The sequence below is a fragment of the Sinorhizobium kostiense genome, from assembly GCF_017874595.1.
GTDB classification, from domain to species: domain Bacteria; phylum Pseudomonadota; class Alphaproteobacteria; order Rhizobiales; family Rhizobiaceae; genus Sinorhizobium; species Sinorhizobium kostiense.
In genome coordinates this window covers 547,012-567,850 of the sequence record NZ_JAGILA010000001.1, presented here as the reverse complement: position 1 = coordinate 567,850, position 20,839 = coordinate 547,012, and the positions used below count along the sequence as shown (strand labels likewise).

The 20,839-nt window shown below is 62.1% G+C and carries 17 protein-coding genes; 13 read left to right on the top strand and 4 right to left on the bottom strand.

What is annotated here, in order from left to right:
• Nucleotides 1–131: 131 nt before the first annotated feature.
• Together repB and repA are read right to left on the bottom strand one after the other, a co-directional pair.
• Nucleotides 132–1,133: a plasmid partitioning protein RepB gene (repB, locus tag J2Z31_RS02550; RefSeq protein WP_209600308.1), complete on the bottom strand. Its 1,002-nt coding sequence runs from the start codon at nt 1,131–1,133 to the stop codon at nt 132–134.
• A 3-nt stretch (nt 1,134–1,136) separates the two neighbouring features.
• Nucleotides 1,137–2,330 (bottom strand): plasmid partitioning protein RepA, encoded by a 1,194-nt coding sequence (gene repA, locus J2Z31_RS02545; protein WP_408022015.1) that lies wholly within the window; start codon nt 2,328–2,330, stop codon nt 1,137–1,139.
• A 492-nt stretch (nt 2,331–2,822) separates the two neighbouring features.
• Here repA and hutC point away from each other — a divergent pair, with 492 nt between their 5' ends.
• The 4 genes from hutC to J2Z31_RS02525 all read left to right on the top strand — a co-directional run bounded on the left by hutC (nt 2,823) and on the right by J2Z31_RS02525 (nt 7,801).
• The gene (gene hutC, locus J2Z31_RS02540) at nt 2,823–3,530 is read left to right on the top strand and encodes a histidine utilization repressor (protein WP_234939228.1); all 708 of its coding nucleotides are present in this window, start codon (nt 2,823–2,825) and stop codon (nt 3,528–3,530) included.
• Between the two features lie 453 nt (nt 3,531–3,983).
• Nucleotides 3,984–5,945, top strand: a complete 1,962-nt coding sequence (locus J2Z31_RS02535; protein WP_209600305.1) for an elongation factor G — start codon at nt 3,984–3,986, stop codon at nt 5,943–5,945.
• A gap of 337 nt (nt 5,946–6,282) precedes the next feature.
• Nucleotides 6,283–7,086, top strand: a complete 804-nt coding sequence (locus J2Z31_RS02530) for a nucleotidyltransferase family protein (protein ID WP_209600304.1) — start codon at nt 6,283–6,285, stop codon at nt 7,084–7,086.
• Between the two features lie 4 nt (nt 7,087–7,090).
• On the top strand, nt 7,091–7,801 hold the full coding sequence (locus J2Z31_RS02525; RefSeq protein WP_209600303.1) for a metallophosphoesterase family protein: 711 nt from the start codon (nt 7,091–7,093) through the stop codon (nt 7,799–7,801).
• A 24-nt stretch (nt 7,802–7,825) separates the two neighbouring features.
• Here the strand turns inward: J2Z31_RS02525 and J2Z31_RS02520 are convergent, their stop codons facing one another.
• Nucleotides 7,826–8,995 carry a zinc-dependent alcohol dehydrogenase gene (locus J2Z31_RS02520; protein ID WP_209600302.1) on the bottom strand — a complete coding sequence of 390 codons (1,170 nt, stop codon included), beginning with the start codon at nt 8,993–8,995 and terminating at the stop codon, nt 7,826–7,828.
• A 192-nt stretch (nt 8,996–9,187) separates the two neighbouring features.
• Between J2Z31_RS02520 and J2Z31_RS02515 the strand changes: the two genes are divergently transcribed.
• From J2Z31_RS02515 to J2Z31_RS02475, 9 genes are all read left to right on the top strand, one after another.
• The gene (locus J2Z31_RS02515) at nt 9,188–10,024 is read left to right on the top strand and encodes an N-formylglutamate amidohydrolase (protein WP_209600301.1); all 837 of its coding nucleotides are present in this window, start codon (nt 9,188–9,190) and stop codon (nt 10,022–10,024) included.
• On the top strand, nt 10,021–11,913 hold the full coding sequence (locus J2Z31_RS02510; protein WP_209600300.1) for a flavohemoglobin expression-modulating QEGLA motif protein: 1,893 nt from the start codon (nt 10,021–10,023) through the stop codon (nt 11,911–11,913). Before J2Z31_RS02515 ends, J2Z31_RS02510 begins: the two co-directional genes overlap by 4 nt.
• A gap of 9 nt (nt 11,914–11,922) precedes the next feature.
• The gene (locus J2Z31_RS02505; RefSeq protein ID WP_209600299.1) at nt 11,923–12,969 is read left to right on the top strand and encodes a glutathione synthase; all 1,047 of its coding nucleotides are present in this window, start codon (nt 11,923–11,925) and stop codon (nt 12,967–12,969) included.
• 184 nt (nt 12,970–13,153) lie between these two features.
• On the top strand, nt 13,154–13,906 hold the full coding sequence (locus J2Z31_RS02500) for a FadR/GntR family transcriptional regulator (protein WP_209600298.1): 753 nt from the start codon (nt 13,154–13,156) through the stop codon (nt 13,904–13,906).
• A 64-nt stretch (nt 13,907–13,970) separates the two neighbouring features.
• On the top strand, nt 13,971–14,876 hold the full coding sequence (gene kdgD / locus J2Z31_RS02495) for a 5-dehydro-4-deoxyglucarate dehydratase (RefSeq protein WP_209600297.1): 906 nt from the start codon (nt 13,971–13,973) through the stop codon (nt 14,874–14,876).
• An 84-nt stretch (nt 14,877–14,960) separates the two neighbouring features.
• Nucleotides 14,961–16,466 carry an ABC transporter substrate-binding protein gene (locus tag J2Z31_RS02490; protein WP_209600296.1) on the top strand — a complete coding sequence of 502 codons (1,506 nt, stop codon included), beginning with the start codon at nt 14,961–14,963 and terminating at the stop codon, nt 16,464–16,466.
• 237 nt (nt 16,467–16,703) lie between these two features.
• Nucleotides 16,704–17,618, top strand: coding sequence for an ABC transporter permease (locus J2Z31_RS02485; RefSeq protein ID WP_209600295.1), 915 nt, complete (start codon nt 16,704–16,706; stop codon nt 17,616–17,618).
• A gap of 3 nt (nt 17,619–17,621) precedes the next feature.
• The gene (locus J2Z31_RS02480) at nt 17,622–18,545 is read left to right on the top strand and encodes an ABC transporter permease (RefSeq protein WP_209600294.1); all 924 of its coding nucleotides are present in this window, start codon (nt 17,622–17,624) and stop codon (nt 18,543–18,545) included.
• On the top strand, nt 18,542–20,254 hold the full coding sequence (locus J2Z31_RS02475; RefSeq protein WP_209600293.1) for an ABC transporter ATP-binding protein: 1,713 nt from the start codon (nt 18,542–18,544) through the stop codon (nt 20,252–20,254). Before J2Z31_RS02480 ends, J2Z31_RS02475 begins: the two co-directional genes overlap by 4 nt.
• Before the next feature lie 97 nt (nt 20,255–20,351).
• Here the strand turns inward: J2Z31_RS02475 and J2Z31_RS02470 are convergent, their stop codons facing one another.
• Entirely contained in the window at nt 20,352–20,660 is a 309-nt protein-coding gene (locus tag J2Z31_RS02470) for a hypothetical protein (protein ID WP_209600292.1), read from the bottom strand.
• Nucleotides 20,661–20,839: the final 179 nt, after the last annotated feature.

The window sequence follows — 20,839 nt, the reverse complement described above, 5'->3', positions numbered from 1 at the left end:
AGAAATCCGTTCGCCGAGACGACGCCAAAAACGCTTGACAGTGATTCGCGGAAATGGGAATCTCAAGTTGCTACACGAGAGAAGGGTTTCCGCAGCGCTAGTCGTTCGGAAGCCTTTTTCTTTTGCTCTTCCTAGTCTCCTGTTTCCTGTTGATATTCGAGGTAGAGTGCCTGAAGCCTCTTCCTCACGAAATCACCGAAACCCGGCGCCGCCTTCTTGCTGAAGGCAAGCGTCGTCTCCGAATCGGTGTCGCGAATGCGGACCGCGCGGACGCGATCTGGGGCAAGCCAGGTTTCGATCTTTGCTCGCTCTTTGGCGACGCTCAGAAAATCGAAGAGCTTCTCGAAGCGCTGGTCGCTGTTCAGTGACGAAACCGCCTGCCGCATATGGCCAAGCGCCTTCATCCGATTGCCCTCGCGCTCGAGAAGATCGGCAAGTTCCATCCAGCGTCTGCGGCCGAAGCCAGGCGCGGCGCCTATGGCTTCGATGATCTCGACCGGCAGTCGCCGCACGACAGTGATCATCTTCGAGAGTGCGGCCTTGTCGACGCCGAGCGCCGACATGATGATTTCGCGCGAGAAGCCGCGATCCTCCAGCCGTGTCGCGAAGAGCGAACGCTCGATGAAGGAGAGATCGGTGCGCGCGTTGTTTTCCTGGCCTTGCGAAACGACGAGCTGTTCGTCGCTGAGATCGCGGATGACCGCCTTGACCTTGCCGCCGATCTCGCGGAGTGCGGCAAGCCGTCTGTGGCCATAGGCGACCTGGTAGCGGCCCTCGGCTGTCGGGTGCGGCCTGACGAGGATCGGCACCTGTTGTCCGTGGTCGCGAATCTGCTCGACAAGCGCAGCTTGGGTCTCGGGCGCGACACCGAGACGATCGGCGATGAAGGAGGCGTCGATCAGCGACGGGTCGAGATCGACGATCGCGTGACCTTCGGCCAGCTGCCGCTCAAGTTCCTCGGCGCGCTCGACCTTCTGGGTGATGTTCGACAACGATCTCGTGATGCCGCCGACGAGACCGTTTTGCCGCTGTATCGGCTGACGCCCTGCGATCGGCCGCTCGATAGCCTGGCGCTCACCATCGCCAGGGGCGACAGGACTGTCCGAGATGCCGATCAGGTTCTTGCGCGCCATCGGTTATTTCCTTCCCCAGACCTTGCGGATCATCTCTTCGATCTCCGCATTGACGAGCGAAAGGGATTCCATCGCGCGGTCATAGGTGCCGCGGATGAACTGCGAGCGTTCCACCTCATAAAGGGTCTGTTTGGTGACGCCGGCATCGGAAATGGCGGTCGATTTGACCATGGCGTTCTGCAGCATTCGGTTGCCGAAGATCGCCCGCATGAAGCCGGTCATCTGGCTCTGCGGACCGTCATTCGGTTCGAAGCGCGTAACGAGATAGCGCATCCAATCATAACTCGTGCGCCCGCCGGCCTTCTCGACCACGGCCATGAGCTCGCTCGTCATCGACAGGAACTGCGACATCGACATGACGTCCAGCATCTGCGGATGTACGGTGATGAGGACGGACGTCGCGGCGCAGAGCGCCGACATAGACAGAAAGCCCAGTTGCGGCGGACAATCGATGACGACGATATCGTAGAAGCTTTCGATCTCGGACAGCGCCTCGCCGATGCGCGCGAAGAATAGCGTCTCCGCCCGGCCGCCGATCATCGCCCTCGGCGTTTCGTGCTCGAATTCCATCAATTCGAGATTGCCCGGGATGAGATGGAGATTGGTCGTGTAGGTCGAGCGAACGATGTCCGCAATGGGGCGAGGGGCCTCGTAGCGGATGGCGCCGTAGAGCGTTTCCGCCTCGCCGACGTCCAGTTCCGGCTGATGTCCAAAGAGCGCAGAGAGCGATGCCTGGGGATCGAGATCGATCGCAAGGACGCGATAGCCGCGCAAGGCGAGATATTGCGAAAGATGCGCCGAGGTCGTCGTCTTGCCCGACCCGCCCTTGAAATTCATCACAGAGATGACCTGAAGCTTTTCGCCCGGCCTGCGATGCGGAATGTATTTCCCGGCCTTGCTGCCTTCGTCGAGGACGCGGCGGATGCGCTCGATGTCCTCGACGGCATACATGCGGCGGCCGTTTGACAGGGGCTCCGGCCCGTGGCCTTCTGACGCGATCTGGCGAAGATAGCCTTCACCGATTCCGATGAAGGAGGCGGCCTCCGCCGGGCTGAACAGCCGCATGGTTTTCTGTGCCGTCGGCGAGAAGATCTTCTTTTGATGTTCCTGAAGCTGATGCGCGAGTTCCTGGGCGTCGGCAGCCAGCAAGGAGGGCAAGTGCTCCTGCTCGTCGATACCCTGGATTTTCTGCTGCAACATCGTCATCTCCAAAAAACTGCGCAAAACTGGCCAATAGAGCACTATCTGCGCAGTTACACTATGCGCCGATTCGTTGCCAATTTACAAACGCTTAAGAAAAAACCCGATCTATGCTGCCGGCGCGGCGCGATTCTATGATTATTGCTGATCGGAAGTTGTCCGCGGACAACTTGTTCTGGGTGTTGTCCGCGGACAACTGCTTTCCGATTCGCCGAACTTCGACATTACTCCACCACGTGGAAAAGCGCGCAGCACGGCTGCTACAGCGCCGCGCGTCTGATAAGACGCGCAAAGGTCGCTGTAGCACTTTGAATTGCTGCATGTCTTTGTCCTTAAATCGAGGTCGATTCAAGGAGACATGCAGTAGGGCTGTCGTAATCGATAGAAATGGGTAAGCTGCGGCGTCGGTCGTCAAGCGAGGTACCCATCATTTCCAACGATCATCCCTCAGACGAGAAAGCCCGCCCCGAACCATCCCGCGAGCAACCCTTGTCGCTGCACCAGAAGATTCTTGGCGAGGTGGAGGCGCATATCCTGTCGGGCGACTGGCCGCCGGGCTATCGCATTCCCTTCGAGCACGAGCTGACGGAGCAATATGGCTGCTCGCGCATGACCGTGAACAAGGCGCTCTCCGAGCTCGTCAAGCGCGGGCTGATCGAGCGTCGGCGCAAGTCCGGGAGCTACGTGACCTTTCCGCAGGTCCAGTCGGCCGTCATGGAGATTCACGACGTCAAGCTTGAAGTCGAATCGCTCGGCCTCGACTACGCCTATTACCGCGACGCTCGCTCGGTGCGGCGGATCAACGCCGGCGACGGCGGGCGTATCGACCTGCCGACCGCCTCGCGGCTCATCGACATTACCTGTCGGCATTTTGCCGGCGGCCGGCCATTCTGCTTCGAGGAGCGGTTGATCAGCCTCTCGGCCGTGCCGGAGGCCGAGGGCGAGGCGTTCGACGCGGTCGCGCCGGGTTCATGGCTGCTGGGCAAGGTCCCCTGGAGCACCGCCGAGCACAGGATTCGCGCTGTGGCGGCGACCCGCCCGGCCGCGCAGGCCCTCGACATAGCCGTCGGCAGTCCCTGCCTCGTGATCGAACGCAGGACCTGGAGCGGCGGAGCGCCCGTCACCAGTGTGCGGCTGACCTATCCCGGCGACCGCCACGAGCTCGTTGCCGAATTTCAGCCGAGCGCAATCGTCTGAACCGCCCGCTATCAGAGGCCGAGACGCAGCCGCGTCGCCGTCCCGCGACGATGCCGGACTTGCCTTTTGCGGCCGGGCTAATCTTATAGCCGCGGAATTCCCGGTTGCGGCACGTGGGAGGCCGTCTGCCTTGACAATGAGTTGCAAAGTTCCACGTTTTCAACGGCTTACAGTCCGATAAGATGCGGCGGTAAGTCGACGGCCGCCCTCTGTTTCCGGCAGCAATCGTGGGATTTGCGTGGGCAGTGCGTCGTTCTTGCGGCCAGCGACCGCCGCGGATCTTGCGCTCGCGCCTATAGCTTTGCGCGTCCACCCGGCGGCGCCAAGGCATGCACGAGCACCGTGCGGCAGGGTTTCCCGGGTTGTCGCAAGAAAAATCAACAATCTCTGGCGCTTTGGCCTTTCGAGAGGCATCCTGTCAGCAGTGTCATCCAGGCAGAGGGAGGAACGCCGATGCGCTGTTTCACTGTACTTGGTCCTTCGCAGATCGGAAAATCCACGCTCGTGGGAAGGTTGGGCTCGCTGGACGGCGAGCCGAAGAAGTCTGTTTCTCCATACGGTCTGGCAATCACCGAATTCGAGTTCGGCGGCGAGCCGTGGTGCGCCCTCGACGTGCCGGGCAATAATGAAGCGCTGGCGCTGGCGCAGGATGCGCTGCTCGCAAGCGACGCTTGCGTGCTCTGCGTTTCGCCGGTGTTGGAGGAGGCCGTTCTTGCCGCCCCCTATCTGCGTGTGATCGAAGCTTCGGGCACGCCCTGCATTCTCTTCGTCAATCGCATGGACGAGCCGCGGGCACGGCTCCGAGACGTCGTCGCGGCGCTTCAGGATTATTGCAGCCGCCCACTCGTGCTCAGGCAGATACCCATCCGCGACGGCGACAAGATCATCGGCAGTTGCGATCTCATCTCGGAGCGGGCCTGGCGTTATCGTGAGGGCCAGACATCCGCCTTGTTCGAAATCCCCGAAAGTGCGATCGAGCGCGAGCACGAGGCACGTACCGAACTGCTGGAGCATCTTTCGGAGTTCGACGACTGGCTGCTCGAGGAACTGATCGAGGATCGAGCGCCGGCGAGCGATACGATCTATTCGATCTCGACGCGGGTGCTCTCCGAAAACAAGATAATTCCTGTGCTCCTGGGGGCTGCAAGCCACAGCAACGGCATCATGCGGCTGATGAAGGCGCTGCGCCATGAGGCGCCGCGGGTCGAAGCGCTTCGTAAGAGGCTGGCCGAATCCGCCGGCATTGACGGCTCGACGCTCGTCGCCGTCAGCTTCCATGCCCATCATCGCCAGAGCGTCGGCAAAACCGTCGTCGCCCGCGCGCTTCAGAACGGCGTGAAACAGGGAGCGGCGCTCGGCGGGGCCGGCCTCGGCGCGCTGCAGGATCCGGCAAATGGCCGCCCGATGGCTTCGGGCATCACCGTGGCCGGGCAGATCTTCGCCGCCGTGAAGTCGGACCACCTTACGGTTCCCGCCCTGCTCACGGCCAACGCTGTGATCGCGCCGCCCGACTGGACGACGCCGCCGACGCCGATGTTCGAGCGGATCCTGGTGCCGGAAAGCGAGCGCGACGAGAACAAGCTCTCCGAGACGCTGGCGAAACTTGCCGAAACGGATCGCGGACTAAAGGTGATGCAGGAGGAGGGGACGGGTGCGCAGATGGTCTGCGCGCAAGGGCCGGTGCATCTTCGAGAAATCTCCAGAATGCTCTCCGACGTCTTCCACGTGACCGTGACCGACAGGGCACCGAGCCCGGTCTATCGCGAGAGCATATCGAAATCCTCCGACGTCCATTACCGCCACCGCAAGCAGACCGGCGGCGCCGGTCAATTTGCCGACGTGAAGCTCAGCATCCACCCGAATGATCGCGCGGAGGGGTTCACTTTCGCCGAGACGGTCAAGGGCGGCGCGGTTCCGCGCAATTTCATACCCGCCGTCGAAGCCGGTGCCCGGGAAGCAATGGAGAAAGGGCCGCTGGGCTTCAAGGTCATCGACGTCGGCGTAACCCTTACCGACGGGCAGCATCATTCGGTCGACAGCTCCGAATATGCATTCCGGACAGCGGGAAAGCTGGGCGTGCGGCAGGCGCTCACGCAATCCGCTTCGGTGCTGCTGCAGCCGATCTTCCGCGTCGAGATCCATGTGCCCTCGATCTACTCCGGCGGGCTCGTGCCGATCGTCTCTACCCTCAAGGGCCAAGTCCTCGGCTTCGACCGCGAGGAGGGGGCGAAGGGATGGGATATTTTCCGTGCGCTCATTCCGGGAGGCGCGCTGGAGGAACTGGCGCGCTCCCTGAGGTCTGCCACCCAGGGCATCGGCTATTTCGCGAAGGTCTTCGATCACTTCGAGGAACTCTACGGCAAGGAGGCGCAAGCGATCGTCGCCGCACACGGGACGCATGCCAACGAGCATTAGATCATGATGATTTGGGTCGGAACGAACCAAATCCTGATGGGATCGATTCTGCAGCGCCGCGCGCCTCCTCAGGCGTGAAATAGTCGCTGTGGGCTTTGTCCTTAGATCGAGGCCGATCAAGGTGACATGCGGTAGAAGGGCTGAATGCGGGCGGAAAATCGCGCACGCTCTTCCTCATTCCAAGCCGGAGGGGAGGGCGGCTGCTGCATGTCTCCTTGATGAAGCTACGACGGACTGTTGTGCATTTGCCACGGCGCGCGTCGCCACAGGCAAGACGAGGGGAACTACTCGAGTTCTCGAATGTTCTCGTAGGAATTCTTTCGTCGGAGACAAGAACATGGCGAGGTCACCGCAGCAGAAGTCCGGCGCTCGTACTCCACTGGCCCTGCCGCAACTCGCCGGCGCGGAGGCGGAAGATTTTGTCGCGACTGCCATCGCCGATCTCCTGAAGTCGAAAATCCCGTTCCTGGTCGCAGGCACCTTCGCCGTCAGCGCCTATACCGGCATCTCGCGGTTGACCAAGGACCTCGACATATTCTGCAAGGCGGGCGATTACACCCGCATCCTCAACCATTTTCAATCGCTCGGCTATACCGTCGAGATCGAGGACGACCGCTGGCTTGGCAAGGTTTACAAGGGCAAGCTCTTCTTCGACGTCATATTCTCCTCCCCGAACGGCACCATGCTCGTCAGCGACGCCTGGTTCGAACATGCGCTGACGGTGAAGATCAATGCCAACACCGTGTCGATCGTTGCCCCGACGGAACTGGTCTGGTCGAAATCCTTCATCCAGCTTCGCGAGCGCTACGATGGCGCCGACGTGGCGCACATGATCCTCAAGACCCACGATCAGATCGATTGGCACAGGCTGCTCAACTACATGGATGCGCATTGGGAGGTATTGCTGGTCCACCTGCTCAACTTCCGGTGGATCTATCCCTCCGAACGCGACCGGGTTCCGCCATGGCTGATCGACGAGCTCTTGCGCCGGCTGGCCGCGCAGCGGGAACTGCCGCTGCCGCAGACGAAGATCTGCCGCGGACGAATGTACTCGCGAGCCGATTATGAAGTCGACGTCACGGAATGGGGCTTCGCAGACGTCGGCGGCGACGTCGAGATGCGCACAGGAAACAAGGAGTAGCGCGATGGGCAAGACGAAAGTGGCTGCGGTCGCGGATCTTCACGTGAAAGAGGACGGCTCGGTCTCCTATTCGGAGCTGTTTTCAGAGATCTCGCGGGTTGCGGACGTGCTCGCGATAGCCGGCGACCTCACCGACCTGGGTAAACCCGCGGAAGCGGAACTCCTCGCCGCCGACCTGAAGTCTTGCACGGTCCCGGTGGTGGCGGTGCTCGGCAATCATGATCACCAATGCAACGCCGTCGAGGAGATATCGGCGATCCTGATGAAGGCCGGGGTTCACCTCCTCAATGGGCAGGCGGTAGAAATCGCTGGCGTCGGCTTTGCCGGCACGAAAGGCTTCGTCGGCGGCTTTGGCCGCTATATGCTCGGCTCCTTCGGCGAGGCCGCCATCAAGACAATGGTCTCCGAGACGGTCGACGAGGCGATGCGCCTCGAGAACGCCTTGCGAAAGACCAGCGCACCGCACTCCGTCGTGGTGCTCCACTATGCCCCGATCGCGGAAACGGTCGCCGGAGAGCCGGAGGCGATCTACCCGTTCCTGGGCTCCTCGCGCTTTGCGGAAACCATCGATCGGTTTCGCGTGAGTGCCGTCGTTCATGGCCACGCGCACAGGGGCACCTACAGGGGGAAGACACCCGGCGGTGCTCCTGTTTACAATGTCGCCGCCCATGTCGAGAAGCCGACCGGGCGGCCCTACGCGATTTTGGAGTTCTGACGGCTGCGGTGCAGGCCGACTTCCTCACGGCGTAAGGACTACTTTCACGCAGCCGTCCTTTCGCTCGTTGAAGGTCTTGTAGAGGTCCGGCCCATCCTCCAGTCTTCCGCGATGGGTAATGACGAAGGACGGGTCGATTTCGCCATTGCGGATGCGTTGGAGCAGCGACGGCAGATAGCGTTGCACCGGTGTTTGCGCCATGCGAAAGGTCAAGCCGCGATTGATCGCCGATCCGAAAGGTATTTTGTCGAGCAAGCCGCCATAGACGCCGACGATAGAAACCGTGCCGAAGTTGCGGCAGCAATGGATCGCCTGCCGCAGCACATGCGGCCGGTCCGTGCCGAGATAGGTCGCAACCTTCACCCGGTCGACAAAGGAATCGAGACTGGCCCGGCTGTGGGCTTCGGTCCCGACGGCATCGATGCAGGCATCCGCGCCGCGGCCATGGGTCATCTCCATGATGCGGTCGTAGATATCCTCTTCCATGAAATCGATCGTCGCCGCCCCGGCTGCCCCGGCAAGCCGCAAGCGTTCGGGCACGGTATCGATGGCGATGACGCGCTCTGCCCCGAGGAGGAAAGCTGAACGTATCGCCATCTGGCCGACTGGTCCGCAGCCCCAGATGGCGATGGTGTCGCCGGGCACGATGTCGCAGAACTCCGCCGCCATGTATCCGGTCGGAAAGATATCCGACAAGAAAAGCACCTGATCGTCCGTCAGCTCGTCAGGGACCCTGATCGGCCCGACGTCCGCATGCGGCACGCGCAGATACTCCGCCTGGCCGCCGCGATATCCGCCGAGAAGATGCGAGTAGCCGAACAGGCCGCCTGGCGAATTGCCCCACAATTTCCTTGCCTTTTCCCGGTCGGGGTTGGTGCGTTCGCAGGCCGAGTAGAAACCCCGCTGGCAGAAGAAGCATTCGCCGCAGGAGATGGTGAAGGGCACGACCACGCGGTCGCCGACCTTCAGCCCGGTCGCGGCCTTGCCGACCTCCACCACCTCGCCCATCGCCTCGTGGCCGATCACGTCGCCATGGTCCATCGACGGTATCAGCCCGTTGAAGATATGCAGGTCAGACCCGCAGATGGCGCAAGCCGTCACCTTGATGATGGCGTCGCGGTCGTCCTCGATCCGGGGATCGGGAACGCTCTCGCAGCGGATGTCGCCTTTGCCGTGCCAGGTCAACGCCCTCATCTCGATACTCCTTCACTCACGTTGAAGATCGCCTTCCAGGATTCCGCCGGCGCCAAGGTGCTGACCAACTGCGGGTGGGTTAATATGTTCCGCCGCGGACGGCAGCGCATGAGGTTCTGGAACTGAAAAGTCGTTTTCGGAATTGTAGCTCCATGACGCATTGGCCGAGTTCAGTGGGATGAGCGGTGGACGATGGACATGAAGAAAGCCCGGGATCCAATCGTGGACCTGGCGCCGCCCGTGACAGCCGAATGGTGGACCCAGCATCGCGGCTACTCGCCCGTCGTGGCGACGGCAATACATAACGGCCACATGACGCGCGATGCGGTGGAGCGCTGTTTCGCGGTGCCCGAGGACGCGCGCCTGCGCGAGGAAGACCCTTTCACCGAGTTCATCATTCGCGATTTCCCCAACCGGCTCGTCGTGCACCGCTCGCGTTTCGAGGTCGACATCAACCGACCGCGCCACGGCGCAATCTACATCCGCCCGGAGCAGGCCTGGGGCCTCAATGTCTGGACATGCGAACTTCCCCATGACGTGGTCGAGCAGTCGCTCGCCATTCATGAGGAATATTACGCGATGCTGAAATCGTTCCTTGCGGGCATCGAGCGGTGCCACGGGCGCTTCGTCGTGCTTGATGTTCACAGCTACAACCATCGGCGCGGTGGCCCCGAAGCCGAGCCGATGGCCGCGGCGGAAGCACCGGACGTCAATCTCGGCACCTTTTCGATGGATCGCCGCAAGTGGGCCCATGTGGTCGACGCCTTTGCCGAAGCCCTGCGGACCTTCGATTTTCCAGGAGGCCCCCTCGACGTCCGGGAAAACATCGCGTTTCAAGGGCGCGGTGAACAGGCGCGTTTCATCCATGAACATTTCCCCGACACCGGCTGCGCGATCGCCGTCGAATTCAAGAAGTTCTTCATGGAGGAATGGACGGGCACGCCATCCGTGGACAGCCTCGTCGCGCTCAGGCAGTTGCTCGCATCGACGCAGCCGGTGCTCACCGAAGCTCTGGAGAAGGGCAGATGAAACTTCCGAGCCCGCGGATTCCCCCAGAGGCGAACCTCCAGGACTGGATGGCAGAGGTTGTAGCGGCGATCGAGGCCGGTAAGCCCGTACGCAGGGAACTTGCAGGCGGCGGGCGTCTGCATGTCGATCGAGCGCTGCCCTTCATTTGCGTCCACCTCTCGGGCGACGACAGCGAGCCTGTGGCACGGGAAGTCGCCCAGGCGAATGCGTCCTACCTGATTGCTCCCGATGCGACCGTCGCCGCCGCGATCATAGCAGCAATCGGAACTGCGCTCGAACGCCGCTTCGGCGCCTTCATGGTGCTCGAGATCGGAGAACTGGCGGCGGACGAGTTGCTGGAAGACAAGGCGCCATTTCTTTCGCCCTTTACAGTGGAAGTCACGGCCGGGGCCCAACGGGAGATCCGGGCGGCTGCGAGGTCCTTCGTCGACGCCGTCGAGGCGATCCAGGCGAAGTTCCGCACGCCACGCGTCGAATTTCGCGAATTGGCGGATGGCGTAGACGACGAAAGCCTCAAGGTGCCATTTCAGAAACTGCGTGTGCGCTTTGCACCGATCTACCGCCAGCGCCAGTCGAGCAAGATCTATCCGGAGATCCGCGAGCGCTTGATCGCCAGCATCTTCGACGCCGGCCTGCACGCCTTTGCTGCGTTTGCAAGCGCAACGGGAAGCCTGACGATCACCACGCATCGCGCGCTCGGACGGAGGGCCTTCGTCGATGCCGTGGAGCGCGCCGATCGCAACATGGACGAAGTGGCTGCAAGCTTCGACTTCCTGCTTGCCGTCACTCCGATCAATGCAGAAGCCGCCTGGAACGAGTTCGCCGCAAAGGATTGCTCGCGGGCGCCTCGCTTTCTCTACCGGCCTCTGGCGCTCCAGGTGGAGGCGGCGAAACGAAAGCTCTTCTCCATTCCCTTCGACCACCTCGAAGATCCGGTGCTTTACCAGCTCTACCGCGAAAAACAGCAGGAGCTTGATCTGCAGCTGTCGATGCTTTCTGCGCGGGAAACGGCAAAATTCCTGGAATTCGGCCGCGCGCTCTACGGTCCCGTCGAGCCAGCGCTCTGGCAGGCGGCAAAGGACATCCTTGCCCGCAGCAACGGCCGCGCGGACAAGGGCGGTTTCGGCACGCGTCCACCCGAGCCGCCCGCAGACTGTCACCTGATAGAAAGGCGGGCGCGCGAAATGATCGGCGAATATGCCCACCGTTGCAGCGACTTCGACGCGCGTGTCGAGGTGCGGGACGACCTTCCCCCTGGGCTGCTCGTCTCAGGCAAGCGGCTGCTCATCGCTCGAACCACGGTGATGGACAAAGATCGTGTCGAGCCAATCCTCAGTCACGAGATCGGTGTCCATCTGCTGACCTATTTCAATGGGTCGGCGCAAGGGCTGCGCCTGTTTCGCTCCGGCCTCGCCGGCTACGAAGGCATGCAGGAGGGCCTGGCCGTCTTTGCGGAATACCTTTCGGCCGGCATGACGGCCGAGCGATTGCGGCTCATCGCTGCCCGTGTGGTTGCCTGCGCTGCCATGCTCGACGGCGCATGCCTGCCCGAAACCCATCGGCTGCTCGTGCACGAGCATGGCTTTCCGAAAGCGGATGCGTTCAATGTGGTCCTGCGCGTCTATCGCGGCGGCGGGCTCGCCAAGGATGCGATCTATCTCAGGGGGCTTCTGCAATTGCTCGACCATTTGGCAGAAGGCGGGGCGCTCGAACCCTTCTGGATGGGGAAGATTGCCGCCTCGCACTTCGGCGTGATGCAGGAACTGAATGCCCGAGGCTTGCTCGGTGGACCGGCGGTCCGCCCGATTTTCCTCGATTCCGCGGGTGCGACGCCGCGGCTTTCCAGGGCGCGATCGGCAAGGACTCCGCTCGACCTTATGGACCAATAGGAGCCGGATATGCGTATTGCCTTTCTCGTCAATTCCATTGAAGGCGAGATGGCGTACTATACGACGACCTGGCTCGCTCTTGCCGCGCTCGGGCGTGGGCACGAGGTTTGTTACGTCACGCCGGGCGATTTCGTGCTCCGGCAGGATAACAGCCTGCTGATCCGCGCGATTACGTTGAACGGCTCGAAACCGAAAAAGCCTGAAACATTGCTCAACGCGCTCAAGCGCGAACGCGCGAAGATCTCCACGATCGATATACGGGAAGTCCAGGTGCTTTTCCTCAGGAACGATCCCTCGGAGGATGCCGAAAGACGTCCGTGGGCAGTCTATGCCGGAACCAATTTCGGCAGGCTGGCGGCGGCTGCGGGCGTCATCGTGGTCAATGATCCCGATGGCTTGGCGCTTGCGCAGAACAAGCTCTATTTCCAAGGTTTTCCTGATATTGTCCGTCCGACGACGCTGATCTCCAGGAGCATCGAGGAGATCCGCGCCTTCATCGAGGACCATCCCGACGGCGTCATATTGAAACCCCTGCAGGGATCGGGCGGCAAGAATGTCTTCAAGATCCGGTCCAAGGAAGAGGCGAATCTCAACCAGATCTTCGAGGCGGCAAGCGGCGCCGGATATCTTATAGCCCAGAATTACCTGACAGAGGCTACCGCCGGCGACATCCGACTGTTCCTGATGAACGGGCGTCCGCTCGAGCGTGACGGCGTTTATGCCGCCTTCCGTCGGATCCCGGCACAGGGCGACGTCCGGTCGAATCTGCATGCGAGCGGCACGGCCGAGCCGGCGACGATCACGCCGCAGATTCTCTCGGTCGCGGAAAAACTGCGCCCGAAGCTCATGGATGACGGCATGTTTCTCGTCGGGCTCGATATCGTCGGCGACATCGTGCTCGAGGTGAACGTCTTCACGCCCGGCGGCTTCCCCGAGATCGCCGCGATGCACGGGGTCGATTTCAGCGAAGATGTGGTGATCGCGCTCGAAGACAAGCTTCGCGTGCGAACGCTCTATGGCGGCGCCCTGTCCAACCATGCGCTCGCAACCCTTTGAACGAGCGTTCGGATGAGCGCGGGTCCGTGGCCATCGCCGGCGGCGTCACGGCTGGATGGATTTCCAAATCAGTTTAATTCATACTATGACTTTGAAGAAGGCATAATGGATTTCATAAGGTGGTCTTGCCTTTGGCGCCCGCCGGAGTATTCCAGGTCCGAGAATGACTAAGTCTGGAGGGATCATGCAGCAGGCCGAACATCCCACGTCACGCCGGTCATTGGCGTCGCAGGTCGCGGAGGCCCTGCGCGGGCAGATTGAAGCCGGCTTCTACGCGCCGGGTGACAAGCTGCCGACCGAACCCGCGCTCATCGACCGCTTCGGCTTCAGCCGCACCGTGATCAGGGAGGCGATTGCCGAACTGCGTGCCGACGGGCTGGTCGAGTCGCGGCAGGGGGCGGGCGTCTTCGTGATCGGCGCGAAACCGGCCGACGAAGGGCTGAAGCTGTTCACGGACGAGACGGACAAGATCTCCGACATCATCGAGGAACTCGAGCTTCGCATCGGTATCGAGGTCGAAGCCGCAGGCCTTGCGGCGGCCCGCAGTTCGCCAGCGCAAGAAGCCGAAATCCAGGCACAAGTCGACAGGTTTGCCGATCTCGTGGAGGAGGGAAAACCCACTGACGAGGCGGATTTCCAGTTCCATATGGCGATCGCCGCCGCGACGAACAATGCCAGGTTCAAGGCCTTCCTGGATCATGTCGGTCGTCGGATGATCCCGCGGGTGAAGTTCAAATCCGTCATGGGCGGGGTCGATCCCTTGCCCAATCGCGACCAGCCGATCCTCGAGGAGCATCGCGAAATCGCCGAAGCGATCCTTGCCCGCGATCCGGAGAAGGCGCGCGAGGCGATGCGCCGCCATCTCGTAACCGGCATCAAGCGCTATCGCGCATTGATGATCCGCCGCTCCGCGGGTCGAGGCAACAGGGACGATTGACTCATCGAGAAAGTCATCATATGAATCTTCCACGACATCATACTACTTCGTGGGAGGAATTCCTTTGTCGCCAGATGAAATCAAGTCCCGAATCGGCTCGGGCCTGCTGTCGTTCCCGGTCACGCACTTCCATGACGACTTCAGCCTCAATCTCAAGAGCTATCGCGAGCACGTGGCATGGCTTTCCGGCTTTGGGGCAGCCGCCCTCTTCGCCGCCGGAGGCACGGGCGAATTCTTCTCCCTCACCCCTGAAGAGGTCGGGCGAGTCACCCGGGCGGCCAAGGAAGCATCCGGCGACGTACCGATCATCGCTGGCTGCGGCTACGGGACGGCGCTCGCCAGGGAGACGGCCCGCCAGGCCGAAGCCGCCGGCGCGGATGGTCTGCTGCTTTTGCCGCACTATCTGACCGAAGCGCCGCAGGAGGGCATCTACCGGCACGTGAAGGCCATATGCGAATCGACTGGCCTTGGCGTCATCATCTACAACCGTGCCAATTCCGTCGCCGGTGCCGAAACCGTGGCGCGCCTTGCAGAAGCCTGCCCGAACCTCATTGGCTTCAAGGACGGCACCGGAAAAGTCGATCTGGTCCGTCACGTGACGGCGAAGCTCGGCGACCGGCTCTCCTATATCGGCGGCATGCCGACCCATGAGCTCTTCGCCGAGGGCTTCAACGGCGTGGGCGTCACGACCTATTCCTCAGCCGTCTTTAACTTCGTCCCGCAACTGGCGCAGCGCTTTTACGAGGCGATGCGCGCGAGCGACCGGGCAACCATGGAGGGGATCCTGCACCGCTTCTTCTTCCCCTTCGCGGCTTTGCGTGATCGCGAGCAGGGCTACTCGGTGTCGATCATCAAGGCGGGCGTGGAACTCATTGGCCGGACTCCGGGCCCGGTTCGCCCGCCGCTGTCGGACCTGAAGCGCCAGGAAAAGGAGATGCTGCGCGACCTGATCGAAAAGGCGGCAGCTTAAGGAAGCATGCTCAGCGGCCGGTGGTCGACGGGACGAGGAAGTCCACAGGCCAGATCGAATACAAAACACCAAGGGAGGAGAAACATGCGCAGAACAGGTGTTCTTACGATTGCGTCCGCCATCCTGAGCGCCGCGGCCTCATCGGCCATGGCGCAGGGGGCACAGGAAATCCATGTGGTCTTGCCGGAACAGCCGGCCAATCTGGAGCCCTGCGGCACGATCATCACCAATGTCGGCCAGATCCTGAGCCAGAATGTCGTCGAGCCGCTGACGGCCATCGATCCGAAGACCGGGCAGCCGCAGCCGAAGCTTGCGACCGAATGGACCCAGGTCGACCCGACTGCGTGGCACATCCGGCTGCGCGAGGGCGTGAAATTCCAGGACGGCTCGGACTTCAATGCGGAAGCCGTCGTCTTCTCGATCAACCGCATGACCGGCGGCAAGATCACCTGCAGCAACAACGCCAAATTCGGCGACGCGAAGCTGACGGTCACCGCCATCGACGACCTCACCGTCGAGATCAAGTCGGACAAACCGCAGCCGATCCTGCCGACGCTCCTCAGCGTCGTCATGGTCGTCTCGCCCAAGACGGCGGAGGACAAGGCCGTCAACGATCCGGTCGGGACCGGCCCCTTCAAGCTTTCGAGCTTCTCGCCGCAGGCCGTCGTACTAGAGGCCTTCGACGGCTATTGGGGCAACAAGCCGGAAATCACCAGGGCGACCTATGTCTGGCGTCCGGAATCCTCGATCCGGGCGGCGATGGTCGAAACTGGCGAAGCGGACCTGACGCCATCGATCGCCATCCAGGATGCGACCAATCCGGAAACGGATTTCGCCTATCTGAACTCGGAGACGACAGCGATCCGCATCGACACGAGCCAGCCGCCGCTTGATGACCTGCGCGTTCGCAAGGCGCTGAACCTTGCGATCGACTGGGAAGGCATGGGGCAGCTCTTCGGCGACGACGTCAAGCGTGCGTCGCAGATGGTCGTTCCCGGCATCAACGGCCACGACGCTACCCTGGAGCCATGGCCGTATGATCCGGAGCAGGCGAAGAAGCTGCTCGAGGAGGCGGCAGCGGACGGCTTTGCGATCGATGCAGAGATCAAGCTCATCGGCCGCAACGGCATCTATCCAAACGGTGCCGAGGCGATGGAGGCGATGATGACGATGTGGCAGGCCGTCGGCCTCAACGTCAAGCTCACCATGCTCGACGTCGCCGATTGGCTCAGATACCTGCAGAAGCCCTTCCCGGAAGAGCGCGGCGCCAACCTGTTGCAGATGATGCATGACAACAACAAGGGCGATGCGGCCTTCACGATCCCGATCTTCTACCGTTCGAGCGGCAACTACTCCACGCTGTCGGATGCAGCTCTCGACAAGGAGATCGATGCCGCAATGGCCGCCACCGGCGAGGCGCGCACGCAAAGCTTCAAGGCGCTCTTCGACAAGGCGCGCAAGGAGGTCGTTGCCGACATCCCGATGTTCCACATGATCGGATACACGCGGGTCGGCCCGAGATTGGATTGGGCGCCGGACATCACGACCAACAGCGAAATCCCACTGGCCAATATCCGGCTCAAGGACTGACTAGGATTTTAGGATGCGGGCAGAAAACCGCGCAGGGTTTTCCGCATCCCGCGCTACGGCGCCGCGCGTCTTATCAGACGCGCAAAGGTCGCTGTAGCACTTTGAAGCGCTGCATGTCTTTGTCCTTAAATCGAGGTCGATTTAAGGAGACATGCAGTAGAGGGCAGGGCGGTGAAGCCGCCCTGCATTGCCCTCGAAGCGGTTTCGGCAAGCCATGTCGCCTGAAGGACATTGGAAATGTTCAGCTATATTGGACGCCGTGCGTCCCACAGCATTCTGTCGGTCATCGGCCTTTTGACGTTGGTCTTCTTCCTGACAAGGCTTACCGGCGACCCATCGGCCCTGTACCTGCCGCTCGACGCAACGGCGGAGGCGCGGGCGGCTTTCGCCAGTCTGAATGGCCTCGACCAACCCGTTCATTGGCAGTTCGCGGAATATCTGAAGGATCTGCTGCAACTCGATTTCGGCCAATCGCTGCGCCAGAACCGCTCGGCGATGGAGGTCGCGCTCCAGGCCTTTCCGGAAACGCTGAAGCTTGCCCTCGTCGCGATCACGCTCTCAACGGCATTGGCGATCCTGGTCGGATCGCTCGCTGCCGCGCGCGCCGGCAGCCTCTTCGACCGTATCGCCGGCGTCGCCTCCCTTGCCGGCGCCAGCGCGCCGGATTTCTGGGTGGCGATCGTCGGCATTCTCGTCTTCGCGGTCGGCCTCGAGCTCCTGCCGACATCCGGCACGGGAACCTGGGCGCACTGGATCATGCCGATCTTCGTGCTGACGCTTCGACCCTTCGGGCTTCTGGTGCAGGTCGTGCGCGGGGCCATGCTCTCGGCACTTGCCTCGCCTTACATCAAGACGGCGCGGGCGAAGGGCGTTCGCCGAACGAAGATCATCTTCGGCCATGCGCTGCGCAACTCGCTTCTGCCGATCGTCACCGTCGCGGGCGACCTGGCGACGAGCCTCGTCAACGGCGCTGTCGTCGTCGAGACGATCTTCGGTTGGCCGGGCATCGGCAAGCTGATGATCGATGCGATCATCCAGCGCGATTTTGCCGTCGTCCAATCGACGATCCTGGTCACGGCAACCGCCATCTTCATCCTGAACATCGCGGTCGATCTGCTCTATGCGTTTCTCGATCCGCGCATCCGGTATTAAGCCATGACGATCCTCCTTCCCGACACGAAGTCCACAGAGGAACCGGGCACCGCTCGTGTCCTGCATGCCTATCTGAAGCGCGACAGGCTTGCGCTGGCCGCCGCAGTTTTCCTTGCGCTTTTCGTCTTGGCCGCGATGCTGGGACCATGGCTCGTTGGCGACGCAGCTTCGCGGCTCGGGCTGCGCCAGCGCAATCTGGCTCCCTTCTCACTTGAGCAGTCGTGGATCTATTTTCTTGGCGCCGACACTCTTGGCAGGCCGATCCTCGCAAGGCTGATCGTCGGCGCCCAGAACACGCTCGGCATTGCCGCCGCCGCCGTTTTTTCCTCGATGCTCATCGGAGGCGCGCTTGGTCTGGTGGCGGGTTATTCGGAACGCTGGTACAGCCATCTCATCTTGCGGCTCGCAGACGTCATCATGAGCTTTCCGTCGCTGCTGCTCGCCCTCATCGTGCTCTACACGCTCGGCCCGAGCATCACCAATCTCGTGATCGTTCTCGCCATCACGCGCATGCCGATCTATCTCAGGACCGCGCGCGCCGAAGTGCTGGAACTGCGCGAGCGCATGTTCGTGAGCGCCGCGAGATCCATGGGCGCGAAGCCTGTTCGCATCATCCTCAGGCATATCGCGCCTCTCGTCCTGCCCACCCTGGTGACGATATCCGCGATCGATTTCGCAACGGTCATCCTGTCGGAATCCGCCCTGAGTTTCCTCGGCCTCGGCATCCAGCCGCCGGACTTCACCTGGGGCGCCATGGTGGCGAACGGCCGCGGCTATCTTTCGACGGCCTGGTGGATCGCCTTCTGGCCGGGTCTCGCCATCATGCTGACGACGCTGTCGCTCAACATTCTTTCGAACTGGGCGCGAACCGTCGCCGATCCGCAGCAACGCTGGCGTCTGCAGACATTGCGAAAGGCGGCGCGATGAAGAACGTAGGCAATCCCATTCTCAAGGTCGAAGGGCTGACGGTCGATTTCCTCTCGAATGACGAGCCGGTGCGCGCCGTCGACAACGTCTCGTTCCACGTCAATCGCGGCGAGACGCTCGTAATCCTCGGGGAAAGCGGCTCGGGCAAGAGCGTCAGCACGAGCACCGTGATGGACCTCATCGATTGCCCGCCGGGTGACATCGTTGCCGGCTCCTGTCTCTTCGACGGCACCGAGCTCTCTCGTCTTGACGCCGATGCCAGGCGAAACATCAACGGGCGGCGGATCGCTATGATCTTCCAGGATCCGCTCGCCTATCTGAACCCGGTCTACACCGTCGGTCGCCAGATCGAGGAGGTCTACGAGAGCCACGGCGAGGCGGGCGGCAGAGAAGCACGCGCCCGGGCAATGGAACTGCTGCAACGTGTCGGAATTCCGGAGCCGGAGACGCGTATCGACTATTACCCGCATCAGTTTTCCGGCGGGCAGCGCCAGCGCATCATGATCGCCATGGCGATCGCGCTGAAGCCGGACATCCTGATCGCCGACGAGCCGACGACGGCGCTGGACGTCAGCGTTCAGGCCCAGATCCTCGATCTTCTGCGCGACCTCCAGCGGGAGACCGGTATGGCGCTGATCCTGATAACCCATGATCTCGAGGTCGCCGCCTCCATGGCGGACCGCATCATCGTCATGAGCGCCGGCAAGGTCGTTGAGACAGGCCCCGCCCGGGAGGTCTTTAGCAATCCGAAGCACGCTTATACCTGCCGCCTGATTTCCGCATCGCCCGATGGCGATCCGGCGGAAGCCTCGAACAAGCGGGCGACGAAGATCGGCAGCGAAACGCTCCTGAAGGTGGAGCACCTGACGAAGGAATATGCGCTTTCCTCCGGTGCCTTCGCCCCCAAGCGCAGGTTCAAGGCGGTGGATGACGTCAGCTTCGAAGTGAGGAGAGGCGAGACGCTCGGCATCGTCGGCGAATCCGGCTCGGGCAAATCGAGCATTGCACGCATGCTCCTGCGGCTCAGCGACCCAAGCTCCGGCAAGGCCCTCTTTTCGGGCGAGGACGTCTTCGAGATGGGCGGAAAGACCCTCATGGCGTTTCGCCGCAAGGTCCAGATGGTGTTCCAGGACCCGTTCGGCTCCATGAACCCGCGCATGACCGTCCGTTCCATCATCTCCGAACCCTGGGCGATCCACCGCGATATCCTGCCAAGGCACCAGTGGAAGGAGCGTGTGGCGGAGCTTCTCGAACTGGTCGGTCTGAAGCCGGACCATGCCGATCGTTACCCGCACCAGTTCTCCGGCGGCCAGCGGCAGCGCATCGCCATCGCCCGGGCGCTCGCGAGCGAGCCGGAATTGATCGTCTGCGACGAGGCCGTCTCCGCGCTCGACGTCTCGATCCAGGCACAGGTGATCGATCTGCTGGCCGATCTCCGCACGAGGCTCGGCCTCTCTTACATCTTCATCACGCATGACCTGCCGATCGTGCGCCAATTCGCCGATCGAATACTCGTGATGAAACAGGGAAAGGTGGTCGAAGAAGGCGACACCGCGACCTTGTTCAGGGCGCCGCGCCACGAATACACACGCGGCCTGCTGCAGGCGGTGCCGAAGCCGAAATGGCTGATGTCGGAGAACGAGCCGCCGGCCGAAGGTGCCGATGTATTTTGGTCCGACCGGCCGCGGAGCGGGAGTTTCTCAGGATGACTTCAGCGGGACCTGCTGCAGGCGAATAGGTCGGCGACGCCGGCGCCGCAGCGCACACGAAGCCGTTCGTCGCCGGCGAGCCTCGATGGGACGCCGACTACCGCTCGCCGCCCCAGATCACCCGCCCGCCATAGCGATAAGCCAGGTTGCGCGCTTCACGACAGCTCGTCGGCGGCGGCTGGTGGCCAGGCGGACGATCGTCGAACCACACGCGGCAGCTTCCCGGAGGGGGTAGATGCCCGCGGGGAATGTCGTAGTGCCTGAATTCGTACCCGTCTGGCTCTAGCCAGTCACGATCCCGGTAAACGCGGTAAGAGCCCTTGCCGCTCTCATCATTATAGGGATCACCGAGCGCGGGGGAGGCGATTAGAGCGACGACACCAGCAAGGAAGAAATATCTGAGCATTGCTGCATACCTCGCCAGCAGTTTGATGCCGCAAACCCCTCTCATATGCCGCCTGAACAGGCGCTGAATGGCGCTGCAGATCCGGTCCGATTTGAACCCGAAAGCGCGCCCCGGCCGCAATGGAGTTGGAGCGGAAACAATTTATCTTGCACTGCACAACTTCTCTGATAAGATGCAGC